Origin of the sequence: Gilvimarinus gilvus (assembly GCF_030518155.1) — a bacterium.
Lineage (GTDB): Bacteria > Pseudomonadota > Gammaproteobacteria > Pseudomonadales > Cellvibrionaceae > Gilvimarinus > Gilvimarinus gilvus.
In genome coordinates this window covers 50,635-75,182 of the sequence record NZ_JAULRU010000264.1, presented here as the reverse complement: position 1 = coordinate 75,182, position 24,548 = coordinate 50,635, and the positions used below count along the sequence as shown (strand labels likewise).

Sequence of the window (24,548 nt, the reverse complement as noted above, 5' to 3'; positions counted from 1 at the left end):
AATGGGTTGGCTATGTACAGTAATTCAAATACTCAGGCGAATCCGATCAGGGTCGAGGATTACGCTTCGCTGGTAAAACGTATAGCGCACCATATGATGGTGCGCATGCCGGCTTCGGTGCAAGTTGACGATCTCATTCAGGCGGGCATGATTGGTCTGCTCGAAGCCGCCCAAAAATACGATGGATCGAAGGGGGCGAGTTTCGAGACCTATGCCGGCATACGTATTCGCGGTGCGATTGTCGATGAGATGCGTCGCGGTGATTGGGCTCCAAGATCGGTGCATCGCAATGCACGAAGGGTTAGTGAGGCAATATCGCGGGTCGAGTCCCGTAAAGGCCGTGACGCTGAAGACGGCGAAGTGGCCGCAGAGCTCGGGGTGGAAATCAACGAATACCATGCGATGTTGCGCGATACCAATTCCAGCCGATTGTTTAGCTATGAAGAAACCTTTGCTGATGACGCCAGCGCCACATTTTCCGGGGAATCGAGTGAATTTGATAACCCTCAGGAGAATATGACGCGAGAAAGTCTAAAGGTCTCCCTGACTCAGGCGATAAGCCAATTACCGGAAAGAGAAAAAATGGTTCTGGCTCTGTATTACGACGAAGAGCTAAATCTCAAAGAAATTGGTCAAATATTAGGCGTTAGTGAGTCCAGGGTTAGCCAAATTCACTCTCAGGCCGCCAGCCGGCTAAGATCACGACTGTCCGACTGGACCCAGAAAGATTGACTTAGGGTACAATAAGGTTAATTTCATGGCTCAAATACTGAGCCTGAAGCTTCATTTGGGCGCTGGCACTGGATTCATTGTGGACAGCGGCTAGAATATAAGTAATTCAGACTCCTTAGAGAGTGATACGGAGGCAGCATTGGATAAAGAAATGAAGATTCTAATCGTTGATGACTTTTCGACGATGCGGCGGATCATCAAGAATCTACTTAGGGACTTAGGGTTTACCAATACCCACGAGGCCGATGATGGTGTGACTGCGCTACCGATGCTGAAAAGCGGAGGGTTTGACTTCTTAATTACCGACTGGAATATGCCAGGTATGACCGGCATTGACTTGCTTAAGGAGGTTCGGTCTGATGAAAAGCTGGCAACTTTGCCGGTGCTAATGGTCACGGCCGAGGCGAAGCGAGATCAGATAGTCGAGGCCGCGCAAGCTGGTGTAAATGGCTACGTCGTAAAGCCTTTTACAGCGGCAGCCTTGAAAGAGAAAATTGACAAAATTTTCGAGCGCGTAGGCTAGGGTAATTAAAACAATAAAGGCACTCAAATGACTTCTGATATTCAGGACCATGACAACCAGATGTTCGTTAACGAACTGCAAGAAAGTGCCAGTTTGCTGGTTGAAAAGCTTCAGGGAAACGATTTTGATGAGGCCTCCCAGCTGATTCAATCCATTATCTCATCACGCGATCAACATTTGTATCAATCAGTAGGTCGGCTTACCCGAGGCCTGCACAGCGCCATTGTTAACTTTAATGTCGATGGTGACCTCTCCTCTGAACCCCCCAGTATAGAGCGTTCTGAAATACGCGATGCGACAGATCGTTTACGCTACGTTATTGAACTCACGCAAAAGGCTGCTGATAAAACCATGGATATGGTGGAAGAAGCCGCTCCCATTGCGATGAATTTAGGTCAGGAAGCGAATTCATTGCGATCGGAATGGACGCGTTTGCAAAGCGGTGATATGAGCGCCGATGAATTCCGCGCGCTTTACACCCGAATGGATGACTTTCTCGGGCAAATGGAAAGTGGTACCGAACAGCTAGGCAAAAACCTGCAGGATATCATTCTGGAACAGGGGTTTCAGGATTTAACGGGGCAGGTTCTTAAGCGTGTCATGGGCTTGATCAGTGAAGTCGAACAGGATTTGGTCAGCTTAGTTCGAATTGCCGGGCAAGTTGAAGAAATTACAGGTTTGAGCGTAGAGGCCGATAACGAAGGCAAGGCCCGTGTTATTGACAACACAAAAGGTGAAGGCCCGCAAATTAATAAAGAAAAACAAGATGTGGTTTCTAGTCAAGATGAAGTGGACGACTTGTTGTCCAGTCTTGGCTTCTAGAGGAAGAGTGCATGGGATTCGGTGATGATGAAGAAATTCTACAGGATTTTCTGGTAGAAGCCGGAGAAATTTTGGAGAATCTCTCCGAGCAGCTGGTTGAACTGGAAAACAAACCAGACGATCGCGATTTGCTAAACGCTATTTTTCGCGGGTTCCATACTGTGAAAGGCGGTGCAGGATTCTTGCAATTGACGGCGATGGTCGAATGCTGCCATGTTACCGAAAACTTGTTTGATATTTTGCGTAATGGCAAACGCACGGTCACATCAGAGTTAATGGACGTAGTGCTGCAAGCTCTAGACGCTGTCAATCTTCAATTCGATCAGGTATCACAGCGTGAACCGCTTACCGATGCCGATCCTGCCTTAATCGCTCAGCTAGAAAAGCTTGTCGCTTGCGAAGACCTTGCCGGTGCGGCGAATACGGCAGTACCGCAGGATGATGCCTCTCAGGCGGCACCTGCCGTAGCAGAAAGTCCAGGTAATGTTCGAGCAGGTAGTGATATTACCGACGACGAGTTTAACGATTTGTTGGATGCATTAAATGGCAACGAAGCACCTGCTGCAAGCTCAGGCTCGGGCGGTGATGAAATATCGGAAGACGAATTTGATGCTCTGCTGGATCAACTACACGGCTCAGGCAAACCACCGGGTGCCGGTTCGACTCAAGTGTCTACTAAAGAGTCAGCGACTGGTCAAACAAAAAACACCTCCTCTGACGAAATCAGCGATGACGAATTTGAAGCGTTGCTGGATGAGCTACACGGCAAGGGAAAAAGTCCAGCTGGGGAAAAAACGACAAGCGCGCCGACTCCAACCGATCTTTCTACCACTAGCGATAGCGCGAGTAATGGCGAAGACATCAGCGATGATGAGTTTGAAGCGTTACTCGATCAGCTGCACGGCAAAGGCAATAGCCCAAAGGGAGACGCTAAAGATTCTGCGCCGCCTCCGCCCCCTAAGGCAACAGTTGAGTCTGAGCCCGCTCCAGAGCCAAGCGTAGCGCCAAAACCCGCGGCTGCCAGCGCCCCGACAAAATCCACTGGCGCTCCCGGCGCAGCGAAAAAAGCAGAGGGTGTTCCCGCCCAGGTAGATGCCACTGTTCGCGTTGACACCCAACGACTTGACGAAATCATGAACATGGTGGGTGAGTTGGTTCTGGTGCGCAATCGGTTGGTGCGTTTGGGTGACACGGTACAAAATGAATCGCTCAGCAAAGCTGTATCCAACCTAGACGTGGTGACGGCCGATTTACAGACGTCGGTTATGAAGACACGTATGCAGCCTATCAAGAAAGTGTTTGGTCGGTTTCCGCGGGTTGTTCGGGATTTGGCACGCAGTCTTAAAAAAGAAATCGACCTTGAGCTGGTTGGAGAAGAAACCGACCTTGACAAAAATTTGGTAGAAGCACTGGCAGATCCGCTGGTCCACTTGGTGCGAAACTCCGTCGATCATGGCATTGAGCTTCCCGAGGTGCGCGAAGCGAAAGGGAAGCCGCGCAAAGGTCGGGTAGTTCTGGGTGCAGAGCAAGAAGGTGATCATATCCTGTTGTCCATTACTGACGACGGGGCCGGCATGGACCCAGACAAGTTGCGGGGTATTGCAGTCGAGAAAGGTGTTTACGATGAAGATGCCGTACAGCGATTGACGGATGAAGAAGCTTTTGCATTGATTTTTGCACCTGGCTTCTCTACAAAAAAAGAAATTTCCGATGTTTCTGGTCGCGGCGTCGGCATGGACGTAGTAAAAACCAAAATTACTCAGCTTAATGGCTCCATCGAAATTCAATCCAAAATGGGTGAGGGCACGCGCTTTAATATTAAAGTGCCCCTGACTCTGGCGATAATGCCTACTTTGATGATCATGCTGGAGAATCAGACCTTTGCACTGCCACTGGTGAGTGTCAACGAAATATTTCATATGGATTTGACGAAATCCCACGTGGTTGATGGACAAGAGTGTGTTGCCATCCGTGACCAGGCAATACCAATTTTCTTTCTGAAAAACTGGTTGGTTTACGGCGAGCATGTATCGACTAAAACTCAAAAAGAAGGCCACGTTGTTATTGTGTCGGTTGGTACGCGACGATTAGGGTTTGTCGTTGATCAACTCATTGGTCAAGAAGAAGTGGTGATTAAGCCTCTAGGGAAAATGCTACAGGGCACCCCGGGAATGGCTGGAGCAACGATCACTGGAGATGGCACCATTGCGTTGATTTTGGATGTCCCGAGTTTATTGCAATACTATTCTAATGGTGTTTAAGGCAGGGCTCGCTCATTCTGCCCCTGATGGAGATTTAACATGCCCGTGCGGGTAATGATTGTTGATGATTCGCATTTTTTTCAAACCCGTTTAAAAGAAATCATTGGGCAAAATGCGAACCTTCAGGTTGTCGCTGTCGCCAGTAACGGCCGTGAAGCTATTGATCTGGTGGCAAAGGTAAAACCCGACATTATCACCATGGACTTTGAAATGCCGGTGATGGATGGGGTTACGGCTGTAAAACATATTATGGCGAGTGATCCAACGCCAATTTTAATGTTCTCCTCGCTGACCTACGAAGGCGCTCGCATTACTCTTGATGCACTGGCAGCGGGGGCGTTGGATTTCATTCCGAAAGATTTTGCTGAGGTGTCGCGCAACTCGGTTAGTCTGACCCAAAAGTTGCACGAACGTTTGCTTACTCTGGCCCGTCAGGGCAGCAGCAAAGAGGAGTCAAGGGCTCCTCAGGCTAGGCCGAGTTCTCCACAGCAGGCAGCGCGCCCACATCAACATCCACAACAGCGCCCGGTTGAGGCCGCTCAACGTGCGGTGGCGCCATCAAACCCTCCCGCACCGAGGAAAAAATTCAGTAAGCCTAAGTTGCTTGTAATAGGCGCTTCTACCGGTGGGCCCGTTGCCTTGACGGAAGTTTTGACTAAGTTGCCCCGCAATTTGCCTTTGCCCATTTTATTAGTGCAGCATATGCCCGAAAATTTTACCAAAGCATTTGCTGAGCGGCTTAACAAGCAGTGTGCGATTGAAGTTAGGGAAGCCGTTGATGGCGATGTGTTGCGGCCCGGGGTGGCTCTGTTAGCGCCAGGCGGAAAGCAAATGATGGTAGACCCGCGTGGCGCCTCTGTAAAAGTAATGCCCGATGATGACCGGGTAAACTACAAGCCTAGTTTGGATATTACCTTTGGTTCCGCAGCCAACAGCTTCACCGATCGCGTATTGGGTGTGGTACTGACAGGGATGGGTTCTGACGGCTGCAAAGGAGCGGAGCTGCTCAAACAAAAAGGCGCGCAGATCTGGAGTCAGGACGAAGCTTCATGTGTGATATATGGTATGCCGATGGCTGTTGCACGAGCAAACCTAACTGACCGTGTGTTGGCCTTAAAGGATATTGGTCCTGCACTGGCCGATGAGGTCAGTTAATGGACCTGCTTAGTATAATAGGTGTAATTATCGGTTTTGCCGCGATAATTGGCGGCAACTTTATTGAAGGCGGCAGCCTGGGTTCGCTGGTTAATCTACCCGCGGCGTTTATTGTTTTTGGCGGCACAGCGGGCGCCGCAATGCTACAAACACCAAAAGATTGCTTGGTGCGCGCGCTTCATATGTTCAGTTGGGTCTTTCGACCCCCTGCGATCGATTATGCCAAAGGGGTTAAGAAAATTTCAGATTGGTCGTCCGTAGCCCGCAAGGAAGGGCTGCTAGGGTTAGAGCGATTGGCGGATGAAGAAAAGGATCCATTCGCCAAAAAAAGTCTCGAACTGCTGGTAGATGGCAACGAGCCCGACAGCATTAAGCGTGTTCTTGAGGGGGATATGATCCTGAAAGAGCAAAAAAATATGGAGGCAGTGCGAGTTTATGAAAGTATGGGGGGGTATTCTCCTACTATTGGAATTATAGGCGCCGTTATGGGCTTGATTCATGTTATGCGCAATTTGGCGGACCCAGAGCAACTGGGGCCCGGTATTGCGGTAGCGTTTGTCGCTACCATCTACGGTGTGGCTCTGGCAAATCTATTCCTATTGCCAATCGCGAATAAGTTGCGCCAATGTGTCGACCGAGACAGTCGATTTCACGAGCTTTTTATAGAGGGCGTCATGGGCATTGCCGACGGCGAAAACCCAAAAGCCATTCAGGTAAAACTGAGCGGTTACCTGGATTAATGCAGGCCTCACTATGCCTCGCCGCCGATCATCAGAATTAAGAGTTAATCACGAGCGCTGGCTCGTCTCCTACGCCGACTTCATAACGCTGCTGTTCGCATTTTTTGTCGTTATGTACTCAATCTCGCAAGTGAATGAAAGCAAATATCGGGTACTGTCTTCCACCTTAGAGCAAGCGTTTAAGCCGAGTACCCGGTCTGATCAGGTAATGCCCGTTGGCCGACCTGTATTGTCGCAAAACCAGTCGCCCATTCAATTGACCATGGCCCGTGGTGGTAATTTGGGAGTATTAGAGCAAAACTTTCGGGACGAGTTTGATCAGCTTATCGATCAGGAATTAATGCGTATTTCGAGCAATGAAATGTGGTTGCAAATCGAATTGCGCGACAGCATTTTATTCGATTCCGCCAGTGCTGATGCAAGCGCACAAGCCAAGCAAATTTTCTCCCAAGTATCGAGTATATTGGCCGAGACCGATAATCCCATTCAAATTGAAGGGTTCACCGACAATATGCCGATCAGTACCGAGCGCTACCCCAGTAACTGGGAGCTGTCTGCAGCGCGAGCCAGTGCTATTGTTAAATGGATGGTCGCTAACGGAGTTGACGCATCTCGGCTTGCAGCCGTAGGCTATGGAGAGCATCAGCCCGCAGCGAGTAATGATACGCCCGATGGGCGGGCACAGAATCGACGGGTCGCGGTTATGATCGCGCGCGATAAGTTTGATCGCCCAACCAACTTGATTGATGACTTGGCCGGAGAGGCGTTGCCGGCGCAGCAAGTGGAAGGTTCTGTTGGAGAAAATCGCGACACTGCCGATAGCACCGATAGCGATCAAAATTCTGGCAATGGTGGTTCGGCCATCGAGGCGGTTGAGATGGAGGATGGGGATTTGCTGTTTAGCAGTGACCCAGACTTACCTCGGCAAGGGCAATAGTGGTGGGCACGATAGTTGCTGTATGTACAGCAAAGCTTTAATTTTATTGGATAGTGGCAATACTTTGACGTTGGAGTCTATATTTGAACGTTTGGACCGTGGCAAATCAGAAAGGTGGTGTCGGTAAAACAACCACCAGCGCAGCTCTTGCCGGCCTGGCCGCCGAGCAGGGCAAGCGCGTGTTGCTGATCGATCTAGACCCGCATGGCTCTCTAACCAGCTACTTTGGCCACAACCCGGATGCTGTCACATTAAGCGCTTTTACTCTTTTTACTGAGCGTGAACGAATAACCCATGACTTTGTCCATTCAGTGCTCGTTTCGACCGGCTTTGATGGTATTGATCTTGTGCCTTCAGCTACAGCCCTTGCTACGCTGGAGCGAAAGGCGGTCGGACAAGGTGGCGCGGGGCTCGTGATCAGCGAAGCCTTGGCGTGTGTAAGCTGCGATTATGATTTGGCAGTTATCGACACGCCACCGCTTTTAGGTGTGTTAATGATTAATGCACTCGCGGCCTGCGATGAACTCATCATACCGGTTCAAACCGAATTCCTGGCTCTGAAGGGATTGGAGCGAATGGTCAATACTTTAAAAATGATGGCGAAATCAAACCAAAAGCAGGTGAGTTACAGCATTGTCCCGGCAATGTACGACCGCCGAACACAAGCATCGGTTTCAACTCTGCGCACTATTCGTCATGACTATCCTGCGCATACCTGGCCAGGTAAGATCCCGATTGACACTAAGTTTCGCGACGCCAGTAAAGCCGGTATCCCGCCGCATCAATATGAACCTCAAAGTCGCGGAGTGGAGGCTTATCGCTCTCTTTACAAATGGCTTTCGCGCTCTCACGAGCAGGCGGCTAACCACAGCCCTAAAATTATGGGAGTGGGAGGATGAGTGAGCATAATTCTAGCGATGTATTGCAGGACTATTTCAGCGACTTGCTCGGCCGTCATCCAGCTCAAAACACGCTCCGCGGCGATAAAGAACCCAAGCCCTCTGGGTTAACGCCCGAACCAGAAGCCAAACCAAAGCCTCGCGCTGAGACGATGCCGGTAGCGGATGCCGAGCTGTTAGCGGCAAAGCGCGCGCAGTTGCAGAAACTGTTGCACAGCGCTCGGGTTCAAGTTGATCAAGTTGCAGAGGACAAAGTCAGCGTTCCGGTGCCCAGCACTGAGCGGGCGGCAGAATTGCGACCGACGCCAGAGCCACAAGTTGAGGTTCCTCAGGCAGAGGTGCAGGTGTTGGAAGATGCCGTCGCGCTGAACGTTTTGGACGAACAACTAGAGTGGCTTGAGAACGGTCGTCCGCGTTGGGCACAGGAAACCTTCGAAGTGCTGCTGTTTAAAGTCAGTGGTTTAACTCTGGCCGTTCCCCTTATCTCGCTGGGGCAGATTCAACCGCTGACTGATGAGCTTACACCTCTGTTTGGCCAGGCAGATTGGTTTATGGGGCTGCAGCCAACACCCTCTGGCAAGGTAAGAACTGTGAACACGGCGCGCTTTGTCATGCCTGAGCGTTACGATCCTGCTTTCGAGGAGACGGCAAAGTATGTTATATCAATTAACGGGGTGCCGTGGGGTTTGGCGGTGGATACAGTAGAGCAACCCATCAGTTTGAATCCGGAGGATGTCAAATGGCGCAGCTCGAGAACTCAGCGCCCTTGGCTGGCAGGTACTGTTAAGGCCCATATGTGCGCACTTTTAGATATTCCAATGGTAGGTAAGTTATTGACCGACGCCGATCGTAATAAGGGGCGGGGTCATGGTGGTTTAACCGGCTAGTGTTGCTGGCGCATTTTGTGCGTTAAGCTATAGTAATGGTTAGTGGTATCGCGAATAAGCGTAAAGTGAATCAAAGGCTAAAGGCCCGTAATCGAGGAAATGTGCATGGCTAGCAATGCCAATCAAAATCATAATGCCGACGATCCGGTATTGCAGTGGGTTACATTTCGGCTTGACGGTGAAACCTACGGTATAAACGTAATGCAGGTGCAGGAGGTGCTACGTTACTCTGAAATCGCTCCGGTTCCGGGCGCGCCAGCCTATGTTCTGGGTATCATCAATTTAAGAGGTAACGTTGTCACCGTTATTGACACGCGTCATCGTTTTGCATTGCCGTCAGGTGATTTAACCGATAACACGCGTATTGTCATTATCGAGGCGGATAATCACGTCATTGGAATCTTGGTCGATAGTGTGGCCGAAGTGGTTTATTTGCGTCAGTCGGAGATAGAAATGGCGCCAAATGTCGGTAACGAAGAAAGCGCCAAGTTTATTCAGGGTGTCTGCCATAAAAACAATGAATTGTTGATTCTGATCGAATTGAATAAATTGCTGACCGATCGAGAGTGGGCTGAGCTAGAAGACATTTGATCGCTGTAGCCGGGTTTTTACCATGACAGACAGTCATATCATACTATGGGTGGCGGGAGCAGCGGCTTTGCTAGCCGTTACAGCCTGCGCATGGTGCTGTCTATTGTCTCGTCGAAATATCAGTTTGCACATTAAAATTACCGAAGTTGAGAAAGAGTTGTCCTCATTGAAGGCGGGGGCGATTGGGATGGGGCAGCGTATATTGGCAATGGAGGGCTCGGTTAGTCCGCGCTCACCGGCACCTCAGTCCGACGTAGCCGTCAATTCCAGGCCCTATTCAGAAGCTACGCACCTGCTTGAAAAAGGTATCTCAAGAGATGAGGTGGCAAGCCGCTGTGGCTTGTCGCGCGCGGAGGCATCCCTGCTAGACGCGCTGCGTAAGAAACCCACATCCTAGCGGGCTTTTAGTCGGCTTATTGGGCATTGAATCGTTGCCCGTTCATTGAGCGCGAGGCGTTTTCCATTAAATAGATATACAGGGGCATAATTTGTTCCGGTGTTTTCAGCGTGTCCGGGTTTTCTGCAGGGTAGGCGGCAGCGCGCATAGCGGTGCGGGTAGCACCCGGGTTTATGCTGTTGCAGCGAACACAGGTGCCGTCGAGCTCGTCTGCCAGAGTTTGCATTAAATTTTCTTGTGCAGCCTTACTGGCGGCATAGGCTCCCCAGTAGGCTCTCCCATGGCGAGCTACCGATGAACTAGTGAAAACAATATTAGCGATGCCCGTCGTCGTTTTTAGCAATAACGGTAGGAGTGCCTGGCTTAACATGAAAGGCGCATTAGCATTTACCTGCATAATTCGATTCCAGGTGTCGCAGGAATAATCACTTATGGGCATGCGATCCCCGAGCTCTGAAGCATTGTGCAGGATGCCGCTCAGGCCGCCAAACTCTCTATCCAGGGTGTCGCACATATCGGCATAGTCCTTCTCCGCCGCGCCTTCGAAATTCATTGGGTAAATGGCCGGCTGAGGTCCTCCTGCGCTTTCAATTTCATCGTAAACAACTTCCAGTTTCTGCAGCGTGCGCCCAAGCAGTACCACGGTCGCGCCATGTTTGGCATACGTCAGAGCGGCGCAGCGGCCTATGCCGGAGCCGGCGCCGGTAACCAAAATAATTTGATCTTTCAATGCATCCTTAGCCGGTATGTAATCTGTTGGCACACAGAGGATATTGTCATTCATTTTTCAGTGCTCTCTTGGTGTCGTCAGCAGGTGTTCGATTAAGTCAGGAAGTTGTCGTGAGTCTTGCACTAAAAAATTCGCACCCCATGTTTCTGCAGGGTCGACAGACTCAATGTATCCGTAACTGCAGGCAATGGTTGTGCTCCCCGCCGCATTTCCACACTCAATATCACGCCGGTGGTCTCCCAGGTAAATAATATCGGCACTATTGACGTTTAGTTGATCAGCAATCACAAATAAAGATTCTGGGTCGGGTTTTCGATGACGTACGTCTTCGGGGCAAACGATGATGTTTGGCGGATTGGATAGCTGTAGTTTGGCAAAGAGCGCATCGGTGTAGAGCCGCGGCTTATTGGTTGCAATGCCCCATGGAACCTTGAGGTCATGTAATCGAGTTAGCAGCGCCTCAATTGCCGGGAAAAATTCACTGTGCTGGCCAATAATCTTGATGTAGTGGTCAAGCAGCTCTTGGCGCAGCTGGGCAAACTCCTGATCGTTTGTGTCGACATTAAAGCCAAGCTTTACCAGTGCTGCCGCGCCGTTGGACACTTGCTCGCGAATAATTTCGTAACTGAGCTCTGGCTTGTTATGCTTGCGGCGCATTTGATTGAGTGCCAATACAAAATCGGGGGCAGTATCGAGCAGGGTGCCGTCAAGGTCGAACACCACAGCAGCAAAGTGAGCGGGCATTTTTTGTTGCTCCAGATTTGTTACGCAGGTTGGTGGGCGTGCAAGAGGTAATTTACACTAACGTCGTTGCTACTGATTCGAAAACTTTGGGTCAGTGGGTTATAGATTAAGCCGGCCACTTCCTGAGTCTGTAAATTTGCGCGTCTGACCATGGCCCCCAATTCACTCGGTTTGATGAATTTTTTGTAGTCGTGCGTTCCCTTGGGAAGCAGGCGCAAAATATATTCGGCCCCGACAACGGCTAAGGCCCATGCTTTAGGGTTGCGATTGAGTGTCGAAAAGTAAACGTGCCCACCGGGTTTTACCAACGTGCTGCATGCGTTCACAATCGATTCGGGATCGGGAACGTGCTCGAGCATCTCCAGGCAAGTTACTATATCGAATTGTTTGGGTTGTTTTAGCGCGAGTTCTTCTGCGCTAATTTTTGTGTACTGAATATCTAGCTCGCTGCTGCGCGCATGAGTTTTAGCAACTTGTAGGGGAGCATCGCCAAGGTCTATCCCGGTTACTATGGCGCCTCTTTGTGCCAGTGCTTCGCAGAGAATGCCGCCGCCACATCCGACGTCCAAAATATTCATGTTTGCGACCGGAGAACGCTCGTCAATAAAGTTCGCACGCACGGGATTCATTTGATGCAGCGGTTTAAATTCACCAGAGCTGTCCCACCAGCTGTCCGCTAGCCGCTCAAACTTGTCGAGCTCATCTTGATCAAAATTGTCTGATTGGTTCTGAATGCTCATAAAATCACTTTTGCGTTAATTTTTTTAGACCAGGCGAGAGCTTTGCTGGCGATGTCGCGTTCGTTAAGCGTTTGTAGGTGTGATGAAAGCATAAGGGCCCGACCGGCTACCCAACTGTGTGTCACCGCAAGTGCCCGATTGTTGTAAGCGAGCGATGAGGCGATATCGTAAAGTGGCTGGGAGCCAATGGGATCTGTTTCAAGAGCAATAATGTCTGCCGATTTACCGACCTCTATACTGCCTATGTCATCGTCCATTCCCAGAGCTTTAGCGCCATTGATTGTGGCCATGGCGAGGACATCATGAGCATTGGGTGTGGCTGGATCACCGCTAACTCCTTTGGCGAGCAAAGCTGTTGTCTCGAGCTCACCAAACATATTGAGGTCGTTATTACTGGCCGCGCCATCTGTACCCAGAGCAATATTGCTGCCGTTATTGATAAGTTTATTAACGGGACAAAAGCCGCTGGCAAGCTTTAGATTGGATTCTGGACAATGAATAACGTGAGCGCCACTGCTGGTCAGCAGTTGTAAGTCCGAGTCATCTATCTGAGTCATATGGACACATTGCGTTCTCGGCGTTAATAGGCCCAGTTTATTAATGCGCTCGATTGGCCGCATTCCGTATTCTGCGATGGAGTCGGCGACCTCTTTTGCTGTTTCGTGCAGGTGAATCTGAATCGGGGCTTGCAACTCTTCCGCGAGTACCGCAATACGTTTGAGATGGTTATCAGATACCGTGTAAGGCGCATGTGGACCAAAGCCGATACGTATAAGATCGTCGGCGCGGTATTCATCGTGCAGCTCTAGACCTTTAGCGATGTAGTCGCTAGGTCCGTCGCCCCAAGTGGTAGCAAAATCAAGTACAGGAAAGGTGATTTGGCTGCGCATGTGGGCTCGTTTTGCGGCTAGAGCTACCTGCTCAGGGAAAAAGTACATGTCGGCGAAGCATGTTGTACCAGAGTGGATCATCTCTGCTATTGCCAGTTCAGTGCCATCGCGCACAAAATCAGCGTCGACGTGCTTTTTTTCGGCGGGCCAAATGAAGTCGTTTAGCCAAGTGTCGAGCGGGTAGTCGTCGGCGTAGCCGCGCAGCAAAGACATGGCCGCATGACCATGACAATTTACCAGCCCTGGCATCAAGATGTGCCGGTCGAGTGTTAGGGTTTGCTCAGCGCTGTATTGTTTATCGGCTTCCTGCCAGGGAAGGATGGCTTCAATGCGACCGCCCATTACTGCGACGGCGCAATCGCTGAAGACTTTCCTCGCGGGCAAAATGGGTAAAATCCAACGCGCCTTGATCAATAATTGCACAGGTTTGCGTGCAGCCATCGTGGAATCCTTGTTTTGGGCTGGGTGGCGTTAAATGCGCCTCGTTTAAGTGAGAAATTATACCTGAATGAAGGCGGGGTGTGGGTTGCTACCTTCACCTATGCGCCTGATTTTATGGTAATATTGCCAGCTCTTTACCCTCTTTGTAGAGGGTGGGCCCGGGGCCGGTGCAGGACTTGATCAAAACTCGTCCTGTGCGACCGATGCACCGCTTAAGACAATAAGGAACGCGTTACTCCATGGGCGATTTAGCGAAAGAAGTACTTCCCGTCAATATTGAAGATGAGCTCAAGCAGTCGTATCTCGATTATGCCATGAGTGTCATTGTTGGTCGTGCCTTGCCAGATGTAAGAGACGGCCTGAAGCCCGTCCACAGGCGGGTACTGTTCGCTATGAGTGAACTCAAGAATGACTGGAATAAGTCGTACTTGAAGTCTGCTCGTGTTGTCGGTGATGTGATCGGTAAATATCATCCTCATGGCGACTCTGCCGTATACGATACTGTCGTGCGTATGGCGCAACCGTTTTCATTGCGATATACCTTGGTTGACGGACAGGGAAACTTTGGTTCTGTCGACGGCGATAGCGCAGCGGCGATGCGTTATACCGAAGTGCGCATGCAGAAAATTGCCCACGAACTGCTGGCTGACCTGGACAAAGAAACAGTCGACTTTGTACCAAACTATGATGGCAGTGAGCAAATTCCCGATGTGCTGCCAACCCGCATACCTAATCTACTGGTCAACGGTTCATCGGGGATTGCGGTGGGTATGGCCACTAATATTCCTCCGCATAATTTGAAAGAAGTTGTCAGTGGGTGTCTGGCGTTGATCGATAACGAAGACATCACTATCGATGAGTTGATGGAATACATCCCCGGCCCCGACTTCCCGACGGCGGCCATTATTAACGGTCGGGCCGGTATTGTTCAGGCCTATCGAACTGGGCGGGGGCGCATTTACGTTCGCGCCAAGGCAGACATTGAAGTCGACGAAAAAACCGGCCGTGAGACAATTATTGTCACCGAAATTCCCTACCAGCTGAATAAAGCTCGCTTGATCGAAAGAATCGCTGAGCTGGTAAAGGAAAAGAAAATAGAGGGTATAAGCGAGCTGCGCGACGAATCGGATAAAGATGGGTTGCGCGTGGTTATTGAAGTTAAGCGCGCCGAATCTGCTGAGGTATTGCTAAACAACCTTTATACACAGACGCAGTTGCAGAATGTTTTCGGCATTAATATTGTTGCCTTGAACGACGGCCAGCCCAAGGTGTTGAATCTCAAGCAGCTGCTGGAGGCGTTTGTTCGTCACCGTCGGGAAGTTGTTACCCGTCGTACGGTTTATCTTTTGCGCAAGGCTCGTGAGCGCGGGCATATTTTAGAAGGCTTAGCGGTTGCTATTGCCAACATTGATCCGGTGATTGAGCTGATCAAAAGCTCGCCAACGCCCGCCGAGGCAAAAGAGGCACTGATTGCCCGAGGCTGGGATGCTTCAGAAATGGGGCAATTCCTGGAGCGTGCGGGTGAAGATGCGTGCCGCCCTGAAGATTTACCCGATACCTTTGGTATGCGAGACGGTAAATATTTCCTCTCGGCAGCTCAGGCTCAGGCTATCCTGGAGTTGCGCCTACATCGCTTAACCGGCATGGAGCACGACAAGCTTCTTTCAGAATACAAAGAGAAGGTAGAGCAGATTGCCGAATACCTGGAAATACTCGGTAATTTCAGCCGCCTGATGACGGTGATTCGCGAGGAGTTAGAGCAGGTTGTCGCGGATTACGGCGATGAGCGTCGCACCGAAATCACGGCCTCTACGCTCGATCTGACCATGGAAGACCTGATTAACGAAGAACAGCGTGTGGTGACTATTTCCCACGGTGGCTACGCCAAGAGTCAGCCGTTGGCCGATTACCAGGCGCAGCGTCGCGGTGGTATGGGTAAGTCAGCAACCGCAGTGAAAGACGAAGACTTTGTCGAACATTTGTTGATTGCCAGTACCCACGACACCGTTTTGTGTTTCACCAGCGCAGGTAAAGTGTATTGGTTAAAGGTCTATCAGATTCCAGTAGCGGGCCGTCAGTCCAGAGGCCGGCCGGTGGTAAATCTTATGCCACTGGAAGAGGGAGAGCGTATTACCTCGATTTTGCCTGTGCGTGAGTTTGATGCCGATCATTTCGTGTTTATGGCGACCGAGAAAGGCACAGTCAAGAAAACTTCGCTTGATCAATTCTCCCGTCCGCGCAGCGTTGGCCTGCGAGCTATTGACTTGGAAGAGGGCGATCATCTGGTTTATACCGCCATTACCGATGGCAATAAAGATATTGTATTGTTTGCCAGTAATGGTAAGGCCGCTCGATTTAATGAAGCTGCAGTGCGTTCTATGGGGCGTATTAGCCGCGGTGTTCGCGGTATTCGATTGAGCGATGAGCATTCGGTTATTGGTATGGTTGTCCCTGTCGAAGGCGGAAAAGTGCTCACGGTGAGCGAGCATGGCTACGGTAAGCGCACAGAAGTATCTGAATTTCCAGCGAAAGGCCGGGGCGGTCAAGGCGTTATTGCTATGGCCTGTAGCGATCGTAACGGTCCGTTAGTGGGCGCGGTTCAGCTCCTTGATGGCGAAGAAATCATGCTTATTTCGGATCAGGGTACGCTGGTGCGCACGCGCGCAGATGAAGTGTCGATATTGAGCCGGAATACGCAAGGCGTGCGTCTGATTAAACTGCGCGAAGGTGAGCATCTAAAAGGTGCTGCGCGCATTGAAGATGCCGGCGAAGAACAAGAGGTCGAACTGGCAAGCGGCGAGGCGGCGCCGACAGCGGATTCTAACGGCGAAGGAAGCGACGAGTAATGACCGATTCAGACGCTCAGCAGGCCGCGTTGTTGGCGTTGCGTGACAAAATTGACGGTATTGACGCAGAAATAGGGCGTTTGATTTCAGAGCGTGCCCAATGTGCGCAACGCGTCGCCGATGTGAAAACGGCAGCGGGTGCCACCGATGCTGTGTTTTACCGCCCTGAGCGTGAAGCTCAGGTGTTGCGCAAGGCGATGGAGCGCAACAGTGGGCCTCTCAGCGACGAGGAGATGGCACGGCTGTTTCGTGAGATTATGTCGGCCTGTTTGGCGCTCGAGCAGCCGGTTAAAGTGGCTTATCTGGGGCCCGAGGGCACCTTTACGCAACAGGCCGCGTTAAAGCATTTTGGTCAGTCGGCTGTTGCATTACCATTTTCGGCCATTGATGAAGTATTTCGCGAAGTAGAGGCCGGGGCGGTTAATTATGGTGTGGTACCTGTAGAGAACTCGACTGAAGGCGTTGTCAGTCACACACTCGATAACTTTATGAACTCCAACCTCAAAATATGCGGTGAGGTTGAGTTGAGGGTTCACCACAACCTGGTGGTGTCCGATGTGACTAACGTTGATAGCATTACCCGAATCTACTCGCACGGCCAGTCTTTGGCGCAGTGTCGGAAATGGTTGGATTCGCACTATCCCAACATTGAGCGTATTGCCGTGTCGAGCAATGCCGAGGCAGCCCGACGCTTAAAAGGTGAGTGGAATGCCGCGGCTATCGCACCTTTGAAAGCGGCCGAACTGTACGATTTGCGAATAATCGCAGAAAAAATTGAAGATCAGCCGGACAATAGTACTCGCTTCTTGATTATTGGTGCGCAAGAGGTGCCTTCTAGCGGCAAAGATAAAACTTCGTTGCTCGTGGCGATGCGCAATCAACCCGGGGCCTTACACAGCTTACTGGAACCTTTTCATCGCAACAGCATCGACCTGACTCGGGTTGAGAGCCGACCGTCGCGCTCGGGTGTTTGGACCTATGTGTTTTTTGTCGACTTTACCGGTCATAAAGATGACGCTCGAGTGAGTGAAACCCTGGCGGAAGTAGCCTCGCAAGTGGCCGATCTCAAGGTGCTGGGCTCCTACCCCAAGGCCGTACTTTAGGCATGGTCGAGTCGCCGGTGGGTGCCATGCCCCTAATGAATAAATTGGTTGTGATCGGACTCGGCCTCATTGGTGGCAGTGTCAGTAAAGGCGTGGGTGAGCGAGGCCTTGCCCGCGAACGCATTGGTGTCGTACGTGATGCGGAAACTGCTCGTATTGCTGTTGAGTTAGGCGTGGTTGATCGTGCCTGCCTGTCAGTGGATGAAATCTGCGGCGAATTGGCCGCAGACGATCTGGTGTTTATAGCTGTCCCAACTTTAGCTGTCGAATCTATATTGGCCAAATTAAAGGCTCCTATTGCCGCCGGTGTTGCAGTGACAGACGGCGCCAGTGTTAAAGGGAGTGTAGCGGAGGCGGCTGCGCGGGTGTTTGGTTCAGTCCCGCCAAATCTCGTTTTGGGGCATCCTATCGCCGGTTCGGAAAAAAGCGGAGTTACCGCTGCCAATGCTGATCTTTACGTTGATCATCGCGTTATCCTCACGCCAGCGGATACGACAGATACGCTAGCGTTAGCTCGGGTTACACAGCTCTGGCAGAAACTTGGTGCGGAGGTCATCAATATGCCGATCGACGAGCATGATCAGGTCTTAGGGGCGACCAGTCATTTGCCACACGCCATTGCTTACTCTTTGGTTGATACGCTGGCGCACGATATCGATAACCCGAATATTTTTCGCTATGCCGCCGGTGGCTTTCGCGACTTTACTCGCATAGCTTCCAGTGATCCGGTGATGTGGCACGATATCATGCGGGCCAATAGGGACTCAGTAGTCGCCTCGTTGGAGCTGTTTATGGGGAATTTACAGCGCCTCAAAACGGCGGTTGAGTCTGATGACGGTGAGTATCTTCTTGCTATGTTTTCCCGCGCTAAGCAGGCAAGGGATCTCTACACGCAGCTGGGGGAGCCTAAACTTCCTAAATCTAAGGATTAGGGCTAGTTAGGTATAAGCATAGAATAAATTAATCGTTAACACAGTGTGTTTTTCCGTGTACTTTGCACCGATTAGAGTATTGAGCCAAGTTCCCCTATAATACGCGCCGCCAACTGGTTTGGCGTCCCACTAACCGAATGACTGAAATGTGAGCGGAATGTCTGAGCAATACAATCTGACGCACCTTAAGCAGCTTGAAGCTGAAAGTATCCATATTATCCGCGAGGTAGCAGCCGAGTTTGATAACCCGGTTATGCTCTATTCGATTGGTAAAGATTCCGCCGTGATGATGCATCTGGCGATGAAGGCTTTCCATCCCGGTAAGCCTCCATTCCCCCTAATGCATGTCGATACAACCTGGAAGTTTCGCGAAATGATTGAGTTTCGCGATCAGCGGGTGAAAGACCTGGGCTGGGATCTCTTGGTTCATATTAACCAAGAGGGCGTGGATATGGGGGTAGGCCCCTTTACTCACGGCAGCGCTAAGCACACCGATATTATGAAAACTCAGTCGCTGAAGCAGGCGCTGAACAAATACAAGTTTGATGCCGCGTTCGGTGGCGCTCGCCGCGATGAAGAAAAGTCGCGCGCGAAAGAGCGAGTGTATTCTTTCCGTGACCGCAATCATCGCTGGGACCCCAAAAATCAGCGCCCTGAGCTTTGGAACATTTACAACGGCCGGGTTGATAGTGGGGAGAGCATTCGAGTGTTTCCACTTTCTAACTGGACCGAGCTCGACATTTGGCAGTACATCCATTTAGAGAGCATTCCTTTGGTTCCTCTTTATTTTGCGGCAAAGCGTCCTGTTGTTGAGCGCGATGGCGTATTGATAATGGTCGATGACGACAGAATGCCACTCGAGCCAGGTGAAAAAATCGAAGAGAAAATGGTGCGCTTCCGCACTTTGGGTTGCTACCCGCTCACCGGTGCCGTTGAATCTGAAGCGGCGACGTTGCCAGAAATCATTCAAGAGATGCTGCTAACGACAACCTCTGAGCGCCAGGGTCGGGTCATCGACCATGACAGCTCCGGCTCTATGGAAAAGAAGAAGCAGGAAGGGTATTTCTAAGTAGGCCGGATTTTGCGGATGTAGCAGCTTTTAAACGGCGAGATTATTCATGACCTGTAAGAGCGATCTTGCAGGCGAACGGACCAAATTGAGAAAGTAGAATGAGTCACCAATCCGATCTTATCGAAACAGATATTGATGCTTATTTAAAACAACACGAGCACAAAGAGCTGTTGAGGTTTCTAACCTGTGGCAGTGTGGATGATGGCAAAAGTACATTAATCGGACGCTTGCTGCACGACTCAAAAATGATCTATGAAGATCAGCTGGACGCGGTTAGATCAGACACGACACGTCACGGCACCACCGGCAAAGAGTTTGATTTGGCACTGCTGGTTGATGGTTTGCAAGCCGAGCGCGAGCAAGGTATCACCATCGATGTCGCCTACCGCTATTTTTCCACGGCAAAGCGTAAATTTATTATTGCTGACACACCGGGTCATGAGCAGTACACCCGCAACATGGCAACCGGTGCATCAACTTGCGATTTAGCGGTAATTTTGATTGATGCGCGCTATGGCGTCGTGACCCAAACCCGCCGACATAGTTACATTGCCTCTTTGCTCGGTGTAAAACATATTGTTGTTGCAGTTAACAAAATGGACTTGAAAGATTTTGATGAGCAAGTGTTTATCGATATCAAGTCCGATTATCTGGCGTTCGCACAAAAGCTTGGCATGAGCGATGTTCAATTTGTGCCCATATCAGCGCTGGATGGCGATAACGTTGTGAATCGCTCCGAGCGTTCACCTTGGTACAAAGGCCAGACATTGATGGAGATTTTGGAGACGGTACCGGTTACCGCCGACAAGAATTTCGATGATTTCCGTTTCCCGGTTCAGTATGTCAATCGTCCCAATCTGGATTTTCGCGGGTTTTGTGGAAATGTTGAATCTGGAGTTGTAAAGCCTGGCGACAGTGTTCGGGCTTTACCATCCAATAAAGTAAGTAAAGTGAAAGATATTGTCACTTTCGAAGGAAATCTGGAGCAGGCGTTTGCAGGTCAAGCAGTTACCATTACATTGGAAGATGAAATTGACCTGAGCCGCGGCGATACGCTGGTTCTGGAAAACGATGATATCGAAATGACCGACAGCTTGAAGGCTCACATTGTTTGGATGAATGAAAAGGTGTGTGCTCCTAATGATAGCTACATGTTTAAGTTCGCCAGCAAAGTGGTGAATGGTCGCTTTGCATCGTTTGATTATCAAATTGACGTAAACACCCAGGAACATAAAGATATTGCCGAATTAAAGTTAAACGATATTGCCGTGGCACGCCTAAGTCTGGATCAAAACGTTGTGGTCGATTGCTACAAACGCAATCGCGCTACCGGTGCATTTGTTGTGATTGACAGGCTTACTAATCTTACAGTGGGCGCCGGAATGGTTATCGATACTAAAGCTGAAATTGATGTCAAGGTTGGTGGTCAATACAGTGAGTTTGAATTAGAGCTGAATGCCTTGGTGCGCAAGCATTTCCCTCACTGGGAGGCGAAAAATCTGCAAGATTTATTGAAATAATTTTTGCTGGGTTTTCTCTCTATGAAACCGCTGTAGGATATTTCCTACAGCGGTTTCCGCTTTTTCTGCATTGTGAAAGTTCGAATCTTCGTCTAACTTGAAAGTGCAGCGGGTCGCTGCGACTTAAAATTTAACATGGAGGTTAGCAATGAAAAAGCTAATAGGGCTAGTAGTGTTTGTATTTGTGGCGGTAGTCGCCATGCCAACGGTCGCCTGGGCCGATGATAGTCAGGTCGCCGCCATTGAAACGGTTAATATCAATACCGCCGATGTGGCTTCACTGACTCAATTAGATGGAATAGGCGAGAGTAAAGCGCAAGCAATAATTGCATGGCGTGATGAGAACGGCTCATTCGAAACCGTAGATCAATTGTTGGCAGTAAATGGAATAGGGGATGCGACTCTCGAAGCTATCCGTACCCAGATTGCGTTGGAATAGTCAGCGCAGAGCCTAACCTCTGGATTGCAATTTCCAGAGGTTAGGCATCCTCAAAGTTGTATCGCTCACGCTTTATATCAAAAGATAGCAATTGCGGTAGCGGAACTTGCTGCGTCTGGGAGCGAAGTTTGTTTTAATACCCTCAATATAGGTTTTGCAAGTCTTATTGGGGGATTTATGCGTCAGGAGCAGGGGCCGCGGTTGTTGGTGGCCATGGACTACAGCAATTCAGAAGATTGTTTAAAAGTTGCCCACCAACTTTCTCCTTCCGAATGCCGCCTTAAAGTGGGCAAAGAGCTTTTTACGGCTACGGGGCCACAACTTATCGAGCAGTTGATGACCCTGGGTTTTGATGTTTTCCTGGATCTTAAATTTCACGACATCCCCAACACTACCGCTAAGGCCGTTGCCTCTGCAGCCCAGCTGGGCGTGTGGATGGTCAATGTACACGCTTCTGGCGGTCTCCGGATGATGGAGGCCGCACGTGAAGCGCTGGTGCCTTTCCAAACTAAACCCTGGTTGATCGGTGTGACAGTGTTAACCAGCATGAGCGCCGAAGATCTCGCCCAGACAGGCGTCAATCGCTCACCACAAGAGCAAGTGCTTTATCTTGCGGACTTAGCGAAGCAGTGTGGGTTGGACGGTGTTGTTTGTTCGGCGCAAGAGGTTCCTACCATAAAGCGCAGTTGCGGGCCGGAGTTCTTGACAGTAACCCCGGGTATTCGTCCAGCCAACTCGGTGGCCGATGATCAGAGACGGGTAATGACACCCGCTGAGGCTGTAGCGGCTGGCAGCGATTACCTCGTAGTAGGGCGTCCTGTCACCAAAGCGATTGATCCCAGCCAGGCTTGTCGGCAAATACTACAAAACATGCGAGATGTTTAGATAAGTGCAGTAACACTTTAAGGAATACACCTTGATAATAACCATAGATGGCCCCAGCGGGGCAGGTAAAGGCACAATCAGTCAGCTGCTTGCCGAACGAATAGGAGCTGAATTACTTGATAGTGGCGCACTCTACCGCCTGGTGGCTTTGGTTAGTCTAAGGCGCGGTATTGCTGTGAGTGATATCGCAGAACTTACAGCACAGGCTCGAAAACTGGATGTACAGTTTCTCGCGGGTGGGCAGGGCGTTCAAGTGCTCCTGGAAGGACAGGACGTGAGTCGGGCCATACGCGAAGAACAGGTCGGTATGCAAGCCTCACAAGTGGCGGCTATTGCGCAGGTGCGTGAGGCGCTGCTGCAGCGCCAGAGGGATTTTGCCATGGCGAAAAATCTGGTCGCCGACGGCCGGGATATGGGGACGACTGTCTTTCCTGACGCAGACTACAAGTTTTTTCTAACGGCAAGTGCCGAAGCCCGAGCAGGGCGAAGGTACCAGCAGTTGCTTGGGCGTGGTGAAAGTGTGGATATGGATGCTCTTATTCGAGATATTCGCGATCGTGATGAGCGCGACCAATCCCGCTCGAGTTCACCATTAAGACCCGCCAATGATGCGATACTGGTCGATAGCACTGATATGGGGATTGATCAGGTATTACAGTTCGTACTCGATCGCCTAGACATAGATTAAATGTTCGATCGAAGTGCAGCCTTAAGTTGGTGCGAAACCTGCATTGATCTAAAAAGACGCATGAGTGTGGCTTTTCTCTGAGTTATCACGGATCTGCAAGGAAACTGTGCTATCTATTGGTGCGAAATTTCGAGATTTGATTAAGAAGGGCGCTTTGAGCCCAATGAAAAGACAAATAGGGAGTCGAATAAGAGATTATGGCCAGCCTGACATGTTTTAAAGCTTATGACATTCGTGGAAAACTGGGTGAAGAGTTGGATGAGGAAATAGCCTACCGAATTGGCCGAGCCTATGGTCAGTTCTTAAAACCCAAAACCGTGGTTTTGGGGGGGGATGTCCGGGAAACCAGTGAAGCGTTAAAAACGGCCGTTGCTCGCGGTATGCGTGATGAGGGTGTGGATATTATTGATATCGGTATGACGGGTACCGAAGAGGTCTATTTCGCAACCAGCTTTCTGCAGGTCGATGGTGGCATTGAAGTGACTGCCAGTCACAACCCGATTGATTATAACGGCATGAAGCCTGTGCGAGAAAACTCAAAACCCATTAGCGGTGATACCGGTTTACTCGACATTAAACGTATAGCCGAAGAGGGCGAGTTTGAAGCTGTGCCGGAATCCGCCCGGGGCAGCTACCAGAAAAAAGACATACTTGCCGATTATGTTCAGCACTTGCTGGAATATATCGATGTCAGCGAGTTGAAACCGCTGAAAGTCGTTGTCAATGCTGGCAATGGCGCTGCTGGTCATGTGATTGATGCTATTGAGAAATACCTGCCGTTTGAGTTTATTAAGATTCACCACGATCCAGACCCTACTTTCCCTAACGGTATTCCCAACCCTTTATTGGTGGAGAATCGTCATTCAACGCGCGATGCGGTGTTAAAGCATGGTGCCGATTTGGGTATCGCCTGGGATGGCGACTTTGATCGCTGCTTCTTTTTCGACGAAACCGGTGAGTTTGTCGAGGGTTACTATGTTGTGGGGTTGTTGGCAGAGGCCTTTATTACCAAGGTGCCCGGCAGTAAGGTGGTGCACGATCCTCGGCTGGTTTGGAATACTCAAGCCATAGCGCAGGAGTGTGGTGGTGAGGCAGTTCAATCAAAAACCGGGCACGCATTTATCAAAGAGCTTATGCGTAAAGAGGATGCTATCTACGGTGGTGAGATGAGCGCGCATCACTACTTCCGGGATTTCTTTTACTGCGATAGCGGCATGATTCCATGGTTGCTGGTCACCGAGCTCATGTGTCGCAAGTCGGCTACCTTGTCATCGATGATGGAAGCGTGTATTGCTAGATTCCCCTCGCCGGGAGAAATAAACCGCAAAGTGACGGACGCTAAAGCGTCGATTGCAAAAGTTCGGGCACACTTTGCCGGCGCCGCTAAAGGTGTAGATATTACCGATGGCATTAGTATGGAGTTTGATGAGTGGCGCTTTAATTTGCGAATGTCCAATACCGAACCTGTCGTGCGTCTGAATGTAGAAAGTCGCGGCGATAGAGCGCTGGTAGAACAAAAAACCCAAGAAATCATCGCTTTGTTGGATTGTTAATCGGCACTGAATTTGTAGGTC

24 protein-coding genes are annotated in these 24,548 nt (G+C 50.3%); 20 read left to right on the top strand and 4 right to left on the bottom strand.

The window, feature by feature from the left end:
• Positions 1-12 precede the first annotated feature (12 nt).
• The 11 genes from QWI17_RS04225 (at position 13) to QWI17_RS04175 (ending at position 9,944) form a co-directional block, all read left to right on the top strand.
• Entirely contained in the window at positions 13-732 is a 720-nt protein-coding gene (locus tag QWI17_RS04225) for an RNA polymerase sigma factor FliA (protein WP_302721265.1), read from the top strand.
• Between the two features lie 139 nt (positions 733-871).
• Positions 872-1,255, top strand: coding sequence for a chemotaxis response regulator CheY (gene cheY, locus QWI17_RS04220; RefSeq protein ID WP_302721264.1), 384 nt, complete (start codon positions 872-874; stop codon positions 1,253-1,255).
• 27 nt (positions 1,256-1,282) lie between these two features.
• Positions 1,283-2,077 carry a protein phosphatase CheZ gene (locus QWI17_RS04215; RefSeq protein ID WP_302721263.1) on the top strand — a complete coding sequence of 265 codons (795 nt, stop codon included), beginning with the start codon at positions 1,283-1,285 and terminating at the stop codon, positions 2,075-2,077.
• A gap of 11 nt (positions 2,078-2,088) precedes the next feature.
• Positions 2,089-4,338, top strand: coding sequence for a chemotaxis protein CheA (locus tag QWI17_RS04210; protein ID WP_302721262.1), 2,250 nt, complete (start codon positions 2,089-2,091; stop codon positions 4,336-4,338).
• A 39-nt stretch (positions 4,339-4,377) separates the two neighbouring features.
• Positions 4,378-5,493: a protein-glutamate methylesterase/protein-glutamine glutaminase gene (locus QWI17_RS04205; protein ID WP_302721260.1), complete on the top strand. Its 1,116-nt coding sequence runs from the start codon at positions 4,378-4,380 to the stop codon at positions 5,491-5,493.
• On the top strand, positions 5,493-6,233 hold the full coding sequence (locus QWI17_RS04200) for a flagellar motor protein (RefSeq protein WP_302721258.1): 741 nt from the start codon (positions 5,493-5,495) through the stop codon (positions 6,231-6,233). The genes QWI17_RS04205 and QWI17_RS04200 overlap by 1 nt, the downstream gene beginning before the upstream one ends.
• A 13-nt stretch (positions 6,234-6,246) precedes the next feature.
• Positions 6,247-7,170, top strand: a complete 924-nt coding sequence (gene motD / locus QWI17_RS04195; protein ID WP_302721257.1) for a flagellar motor protein MotD — start codon at positions 6,247-6,249, stop codon at positions 7,168-7,170.
• 83 nt (positions 7,171-7,253) lie between these two features.
• Complete coding sequence (locus QWI17_RS04190) at positions 7,254-8,069, top strand: ParA family protein (RefSeq protein WP_302721256.1); 816 nt, start codon at positions 7,254-7,256, stop codon at positions 8,067-8,069.
• Positions 8,066-8,956, top strand: a complete 891-nt coding sequence (locus tag QWI17_RS04185; RefSeq protein ID WP_302721255.1) for a chemotaxis protein CheW — start codon at positions 8,066-8,068, stop codon at positions 8,954-8,956. Before QWI17_RS04190 ends, QWI17_RS04185 begins: the two co-directional genes overlap by 4 nt.
• 105 nt (positions 8,957-9,061) lie before the next feature.
• Positions 9,062-9,547 (top strand): chemotaxis protein CheW, encoded by a 486-nt coding sequence (locus QWI17_RS04180; RefSeq protein ID WP_302721253.1) that lies wholly within the window; start codon positions 9,062-9,064, stop codon positions 9,545-9,547.
• Between the two features lie 22 nt (positions 9,548-9,569).
• Positions 9,570-9,944, top strand: a complete 375-nt coding sequence (locus QWI17_RS04175) for a DUF2802 domain-containing protein (protein WP_302721252.1) — start codon at positions 9,570-9,572, stop codon at positions 9,942-9,944.
• A gap of 16 nt (positions 9,945-9,960) precedes the next feature.
• On the opposite strand, the gene QWI17_RS04170 is transcribed toward QWI17_RS04175, so the two are convergent.
• Genes QWI17_RS04170 through QWI17_RS04155 form a run of 4 tightly spaced genes read right to left on the bottom strand, consistent with a single transcriptional unit; the run spans position 9,961 to position 13,489 of the window.
• Positions 9,961-10,728, bottom strand: a complete 768-nt coding sequence (locus QWI17_RS04170; protein ID WP_302721251.1) for a YciK family oxidoreductase — start codon at positions 10,726-10,728, stop codon at positions 9,961-9,963.
• Between the two features lie 3 nt (positions 10,729-10,731).
• On the bottom strand, positions 10,732-11,418 hold the full coding sequence (locus tag QWI17_RS04165) for an HAD family hydrolase (RefSeq protein WP_302721250.1): 687 nt from the start codon (positions 11,416-11,418) through the stop codon (positions 10,732-10,734).
• A gap of 20 nt (positions 11,419-11,438) precedes the next feature.
• Positions 11,439-12,158 (bottom strand): bifunctional 2-polyprenyl-6-hydroxyphenol methylase/3-demethylubiquinol 3-O-methyltransferase UbiG, encoded by a 720-nt coding sequence (gene ubiG / locus QWI17_RS04160; protein ID WP_302721249.1) that lies wholly within the window; start codon positions 12,156-12,158, stop codon positions 11,439-11,441.
• Complete coding sequence (locus tag QWI17_RS04155) at positions 12,155-13,489, bottom strand: TRZ/ATZ family hydrolase (RefSeq protein WP_302721248.1); 1,335 nt, start codon at positions 13,487-13,489, stop codon at positions 12,155-12,157. Before QWI17_RS04155 ends, ubiG begins: the two co-directional genes overlap by 4 nt.
• Before the next feature lie 239 nt (positions 13,490-13,728).
• On the opposite strand from QWI17_RS04155, the gene gyrA reads away from it, so the two are divergent.
• The 9 genes from gyrA (at position 13,729) to QWI17_RS04110 (ending at position 24,527) form a co-directional block, all read left to right on the top strand.
• On the top strand, positions 13,729-16,335 hold the full coding sequence (gene gyrA / locus QWI17_RS04150; protein WP_302721247.1) for a DNA gyrase subunit A: 2,607 nt from the start codon (positions 13,729-13,731) through the stop codon (positions 16,333-16,335).
• Positions 16,335-17,438 (top strand): prephenate dehydratase, encoded by a 1,104-nt coding sequence (pheA, locus tag QWI17_RS04145; protein ID WP_302721246.1) that lies wholly within the window; start codon positions 16,335-16,337, stop codon positions 17,436-17,438. Before gyrA ends, pheA begins: the two co-directional genes overlap by 1 nt.
• 35 nt (positions 17,439-17,473) lie before the next feature.
• Entirely contained in the window at positions 17,474-18,370 is an 897-nt protein-coding gene (locus QWI17_RS04140; RefSeq protein ID WP_302721245.1) for a prephenate dehydrogenase/arogenate dehydrogenase family protein, read from the top strand.
• A 157-nt stretch (positions 18,371-18,527) separates the two neighbouring features.
• Complete coding sequence (cysD, locus tag QWI17_RS04135; RefSeq protein WP_302721244.1) at positions 18,528-19,439, top strand: sulfate adenylyltransferase subunit CysD; 912 nt, start codon at positions 18,528-18,530, stop codon at positions 19,437-19,439.
• A 101-nt stretch (positions 19,440-19,540) separates the two neighbouring features.
• On the top strand, positions 19,541-20,962 hold the full coding sequence (cysN, locus tag QWI17_RS04130) for a sulfate adenylyltransferase subunit CysN (RefSeq protein WP_302721243.1): 1,422 nt from the start codon (positions 19,541-19,543) through the stop codon (positions 20,960-20,962).
• Between the two features lie 148 nt (positions 20,963-21,110).
• Positions 21,111-21,401 carry a ComEA family DNA-binding protein gene (locus QWI17_RS04125; protein ID WP_302721242.1) on the top strand — a complete coding sequence of 97 codons (291 nt, stop codon included), beginning with the start codon at positions 21,111-21,113 and terminating at the stop codon, positions 21,399-21,401.
• A 177-nt stretch (positions 21,402-21,578) separates the two neighbouring features.
• Positions 21,579-22,286, top strand: a complete 708-nt coding sequence (gene pyrF, locus QWI17_RS04120) for an orotidine-5'-phosphate decarboxylase (RefSeq protein WP_302721241.1) — start codon at positions 21,579-21,581, stop codon at positions 22,284-22,286.
• A 31-nt stretch (positions 22,287-22,317) separates the two neighbouring features.
• Positions 22,318-22,974 (top strand): (d)CMP kinase, encoded by a 657-nt coding sequence (cmk, locus tag QWI17_RS04115; RefSeq protein ID WP_302721240.1) that lies wholly within the window; start codon positions 22,318-22,320, stop codon positions 22,972-22,974.
• Positions 22,975-23,171: 197 nt separating this feature from the next.
• Positions 23,172-24,527, top strand: a complete 1,356-nt coding sequence (locus tag QWI17_RS04110) for a phosphohexomutase domain-containing protein (protein ID WP_302721239.1) — start codon at positions 23,172-23,174, stop codon at positions 24,525-24,527.
• Positions 24,528-24,548: the final 21 nt, after the last annotated feature.

Bases quoted from the DNA above. Each gene is read 5' to 3' on its own strand.
- QWI17_RS04225 (WP_302721265.1), top strand. From the start codon at position 13: ATGTACAGTAATTCAAATACTCAGGCGAATCCGATCAGGGTCGAGGAT.
- QWI17_RS04215 (WP_302721263.1), top strand. From the start codon at position 1,283: ATGACTTCTGATATTCAGGACCATGACAACCAGATGTTCGTTAACGAA.
- QWI17_RS04210 (WP_302721262.1), top strand. From the start codon at position 2,089: ATGGGATTCGGTGATGATGAAGAAATTCTACAGGATTTTCTGGTAGAA.
- QWI17_RS04205 (WP_302721260.1), top strand. From the start codon at position 4,378: ATGCCCGTGCGGGTAATGATTGTTGATGATTCGCATTTTTTTCAAACC.
- QWI17_RS04200 (WP_302721258.1), top strand. From the start codon at position 5,493: ATGGACCTGCTTAGTATAATAGGTGTAATTATCGGTTTTGCCGCGATA.
- motD (WP_302721257.1), top strand. From the start codon at position 6,247: ATGCCTCGCCGCCGATCATCAGAATTAAGAGTTAATCACGAGCGCTGG.
- QWI17_RS04185 (WP_302721255.1), top strand. From the start codon at position 8,066: ATGAGTGAGCATAATTCTAGCGATGTATTGCAGGACTATTTCAGCGAC.
- QWI17_RS04180 (WP_302721253.1), top strand. From the start codon at position 9,062: ATGGCTAGCAATGCCAATCAAAATCATAATGCCGACGATCCGGTATTG.
- QWI17_RS04175 (WP_302721252.1), top strand. From the start codon at position 9,570: ATGACAGACAGTCATATCATACTATGGGTGGCGGGAGCAGCGGCTTTG.
- QWI17_RS04170 (WP_302721251.1), bottom strand. From the start codon at position 10,728: ATGAATGACAATATCCTCTGTGTGCCAACAGATTACATACCGGCTAAG.
- QWI17_RS04165 (WP_302721250.1), bottom strand. From the start codon at position 11,418: ATGCCCGCTCACTTTGCTGCTGTGGTGTTCGACCTTGACGGCACCCTG.
- ubiG (WP_302721249.1), bottom strand. From the start codon at position 12,158: ATGAGCATTCAGAACCAATCAGACAATTTTGATCAAGATGAGCTCGAC.
- QWI17_RS04155 (WP_302721248.1), bottom strand. From the start codon at position 13,489: ATGGCTGCACGCAAACCTGTGCAATTATTGATCAAGGCGCGTTGGATT.
- gyrA (WP_302721247.1), top strand. From the start codon at position 13,729: ATGGGCGATTTAGCGAAAGAAGTACTTCCCGTCAATATTGAAGATGAG.
- pheA (WP_302721246.1), top strand. From the start codon at position 16,335: ATGACCGATTCAGACGCTCAGCAGGCCGCGTTGTTGGCGTTGCGTGAC.
- QWI17_RS04140 (WP_302721245.1), top strand. From the start codon at position 17,474: ATGAATAAATTGGTTGTGATCGGACTCGGCCTCATTGGTGGCAGTGTC.
- cysD (WP_302721244.1), top strand. From the start codon at position 18,528: ATGTCTGAGCAATACAATCTGACGCACCTTAAGCAGCTTGAAGCTGAA.
- cysN (WP_302721243.1), top strand. From the start codon at position 19,541: ATGAGTCACCAATCCGATCTTATCGAAACAGATATTGATGCTTATTTA.
- QWI17_RS04125 (WP_302721242.1), top strand. From the start codon at position 21,111: ATGAAAAAGCTAATAGGGCTAGTAGTGTTTGTATTTGTGGCGGTAGTC.
- pyrF (WP_302721241.1), top strand. From the start codon at position 21,579: ATGCGTCAGGAGCAGGGGCCGCGGTTGTTGGTGGCCATGGACTACAGC.
- QWI17_RS04110 (WP_302721239.1), top strand. From the start codon at position 23,172: ATGGCCAGCCTGACATGTTTTAAAGCTTATGACATTCGTGGAAAACTG.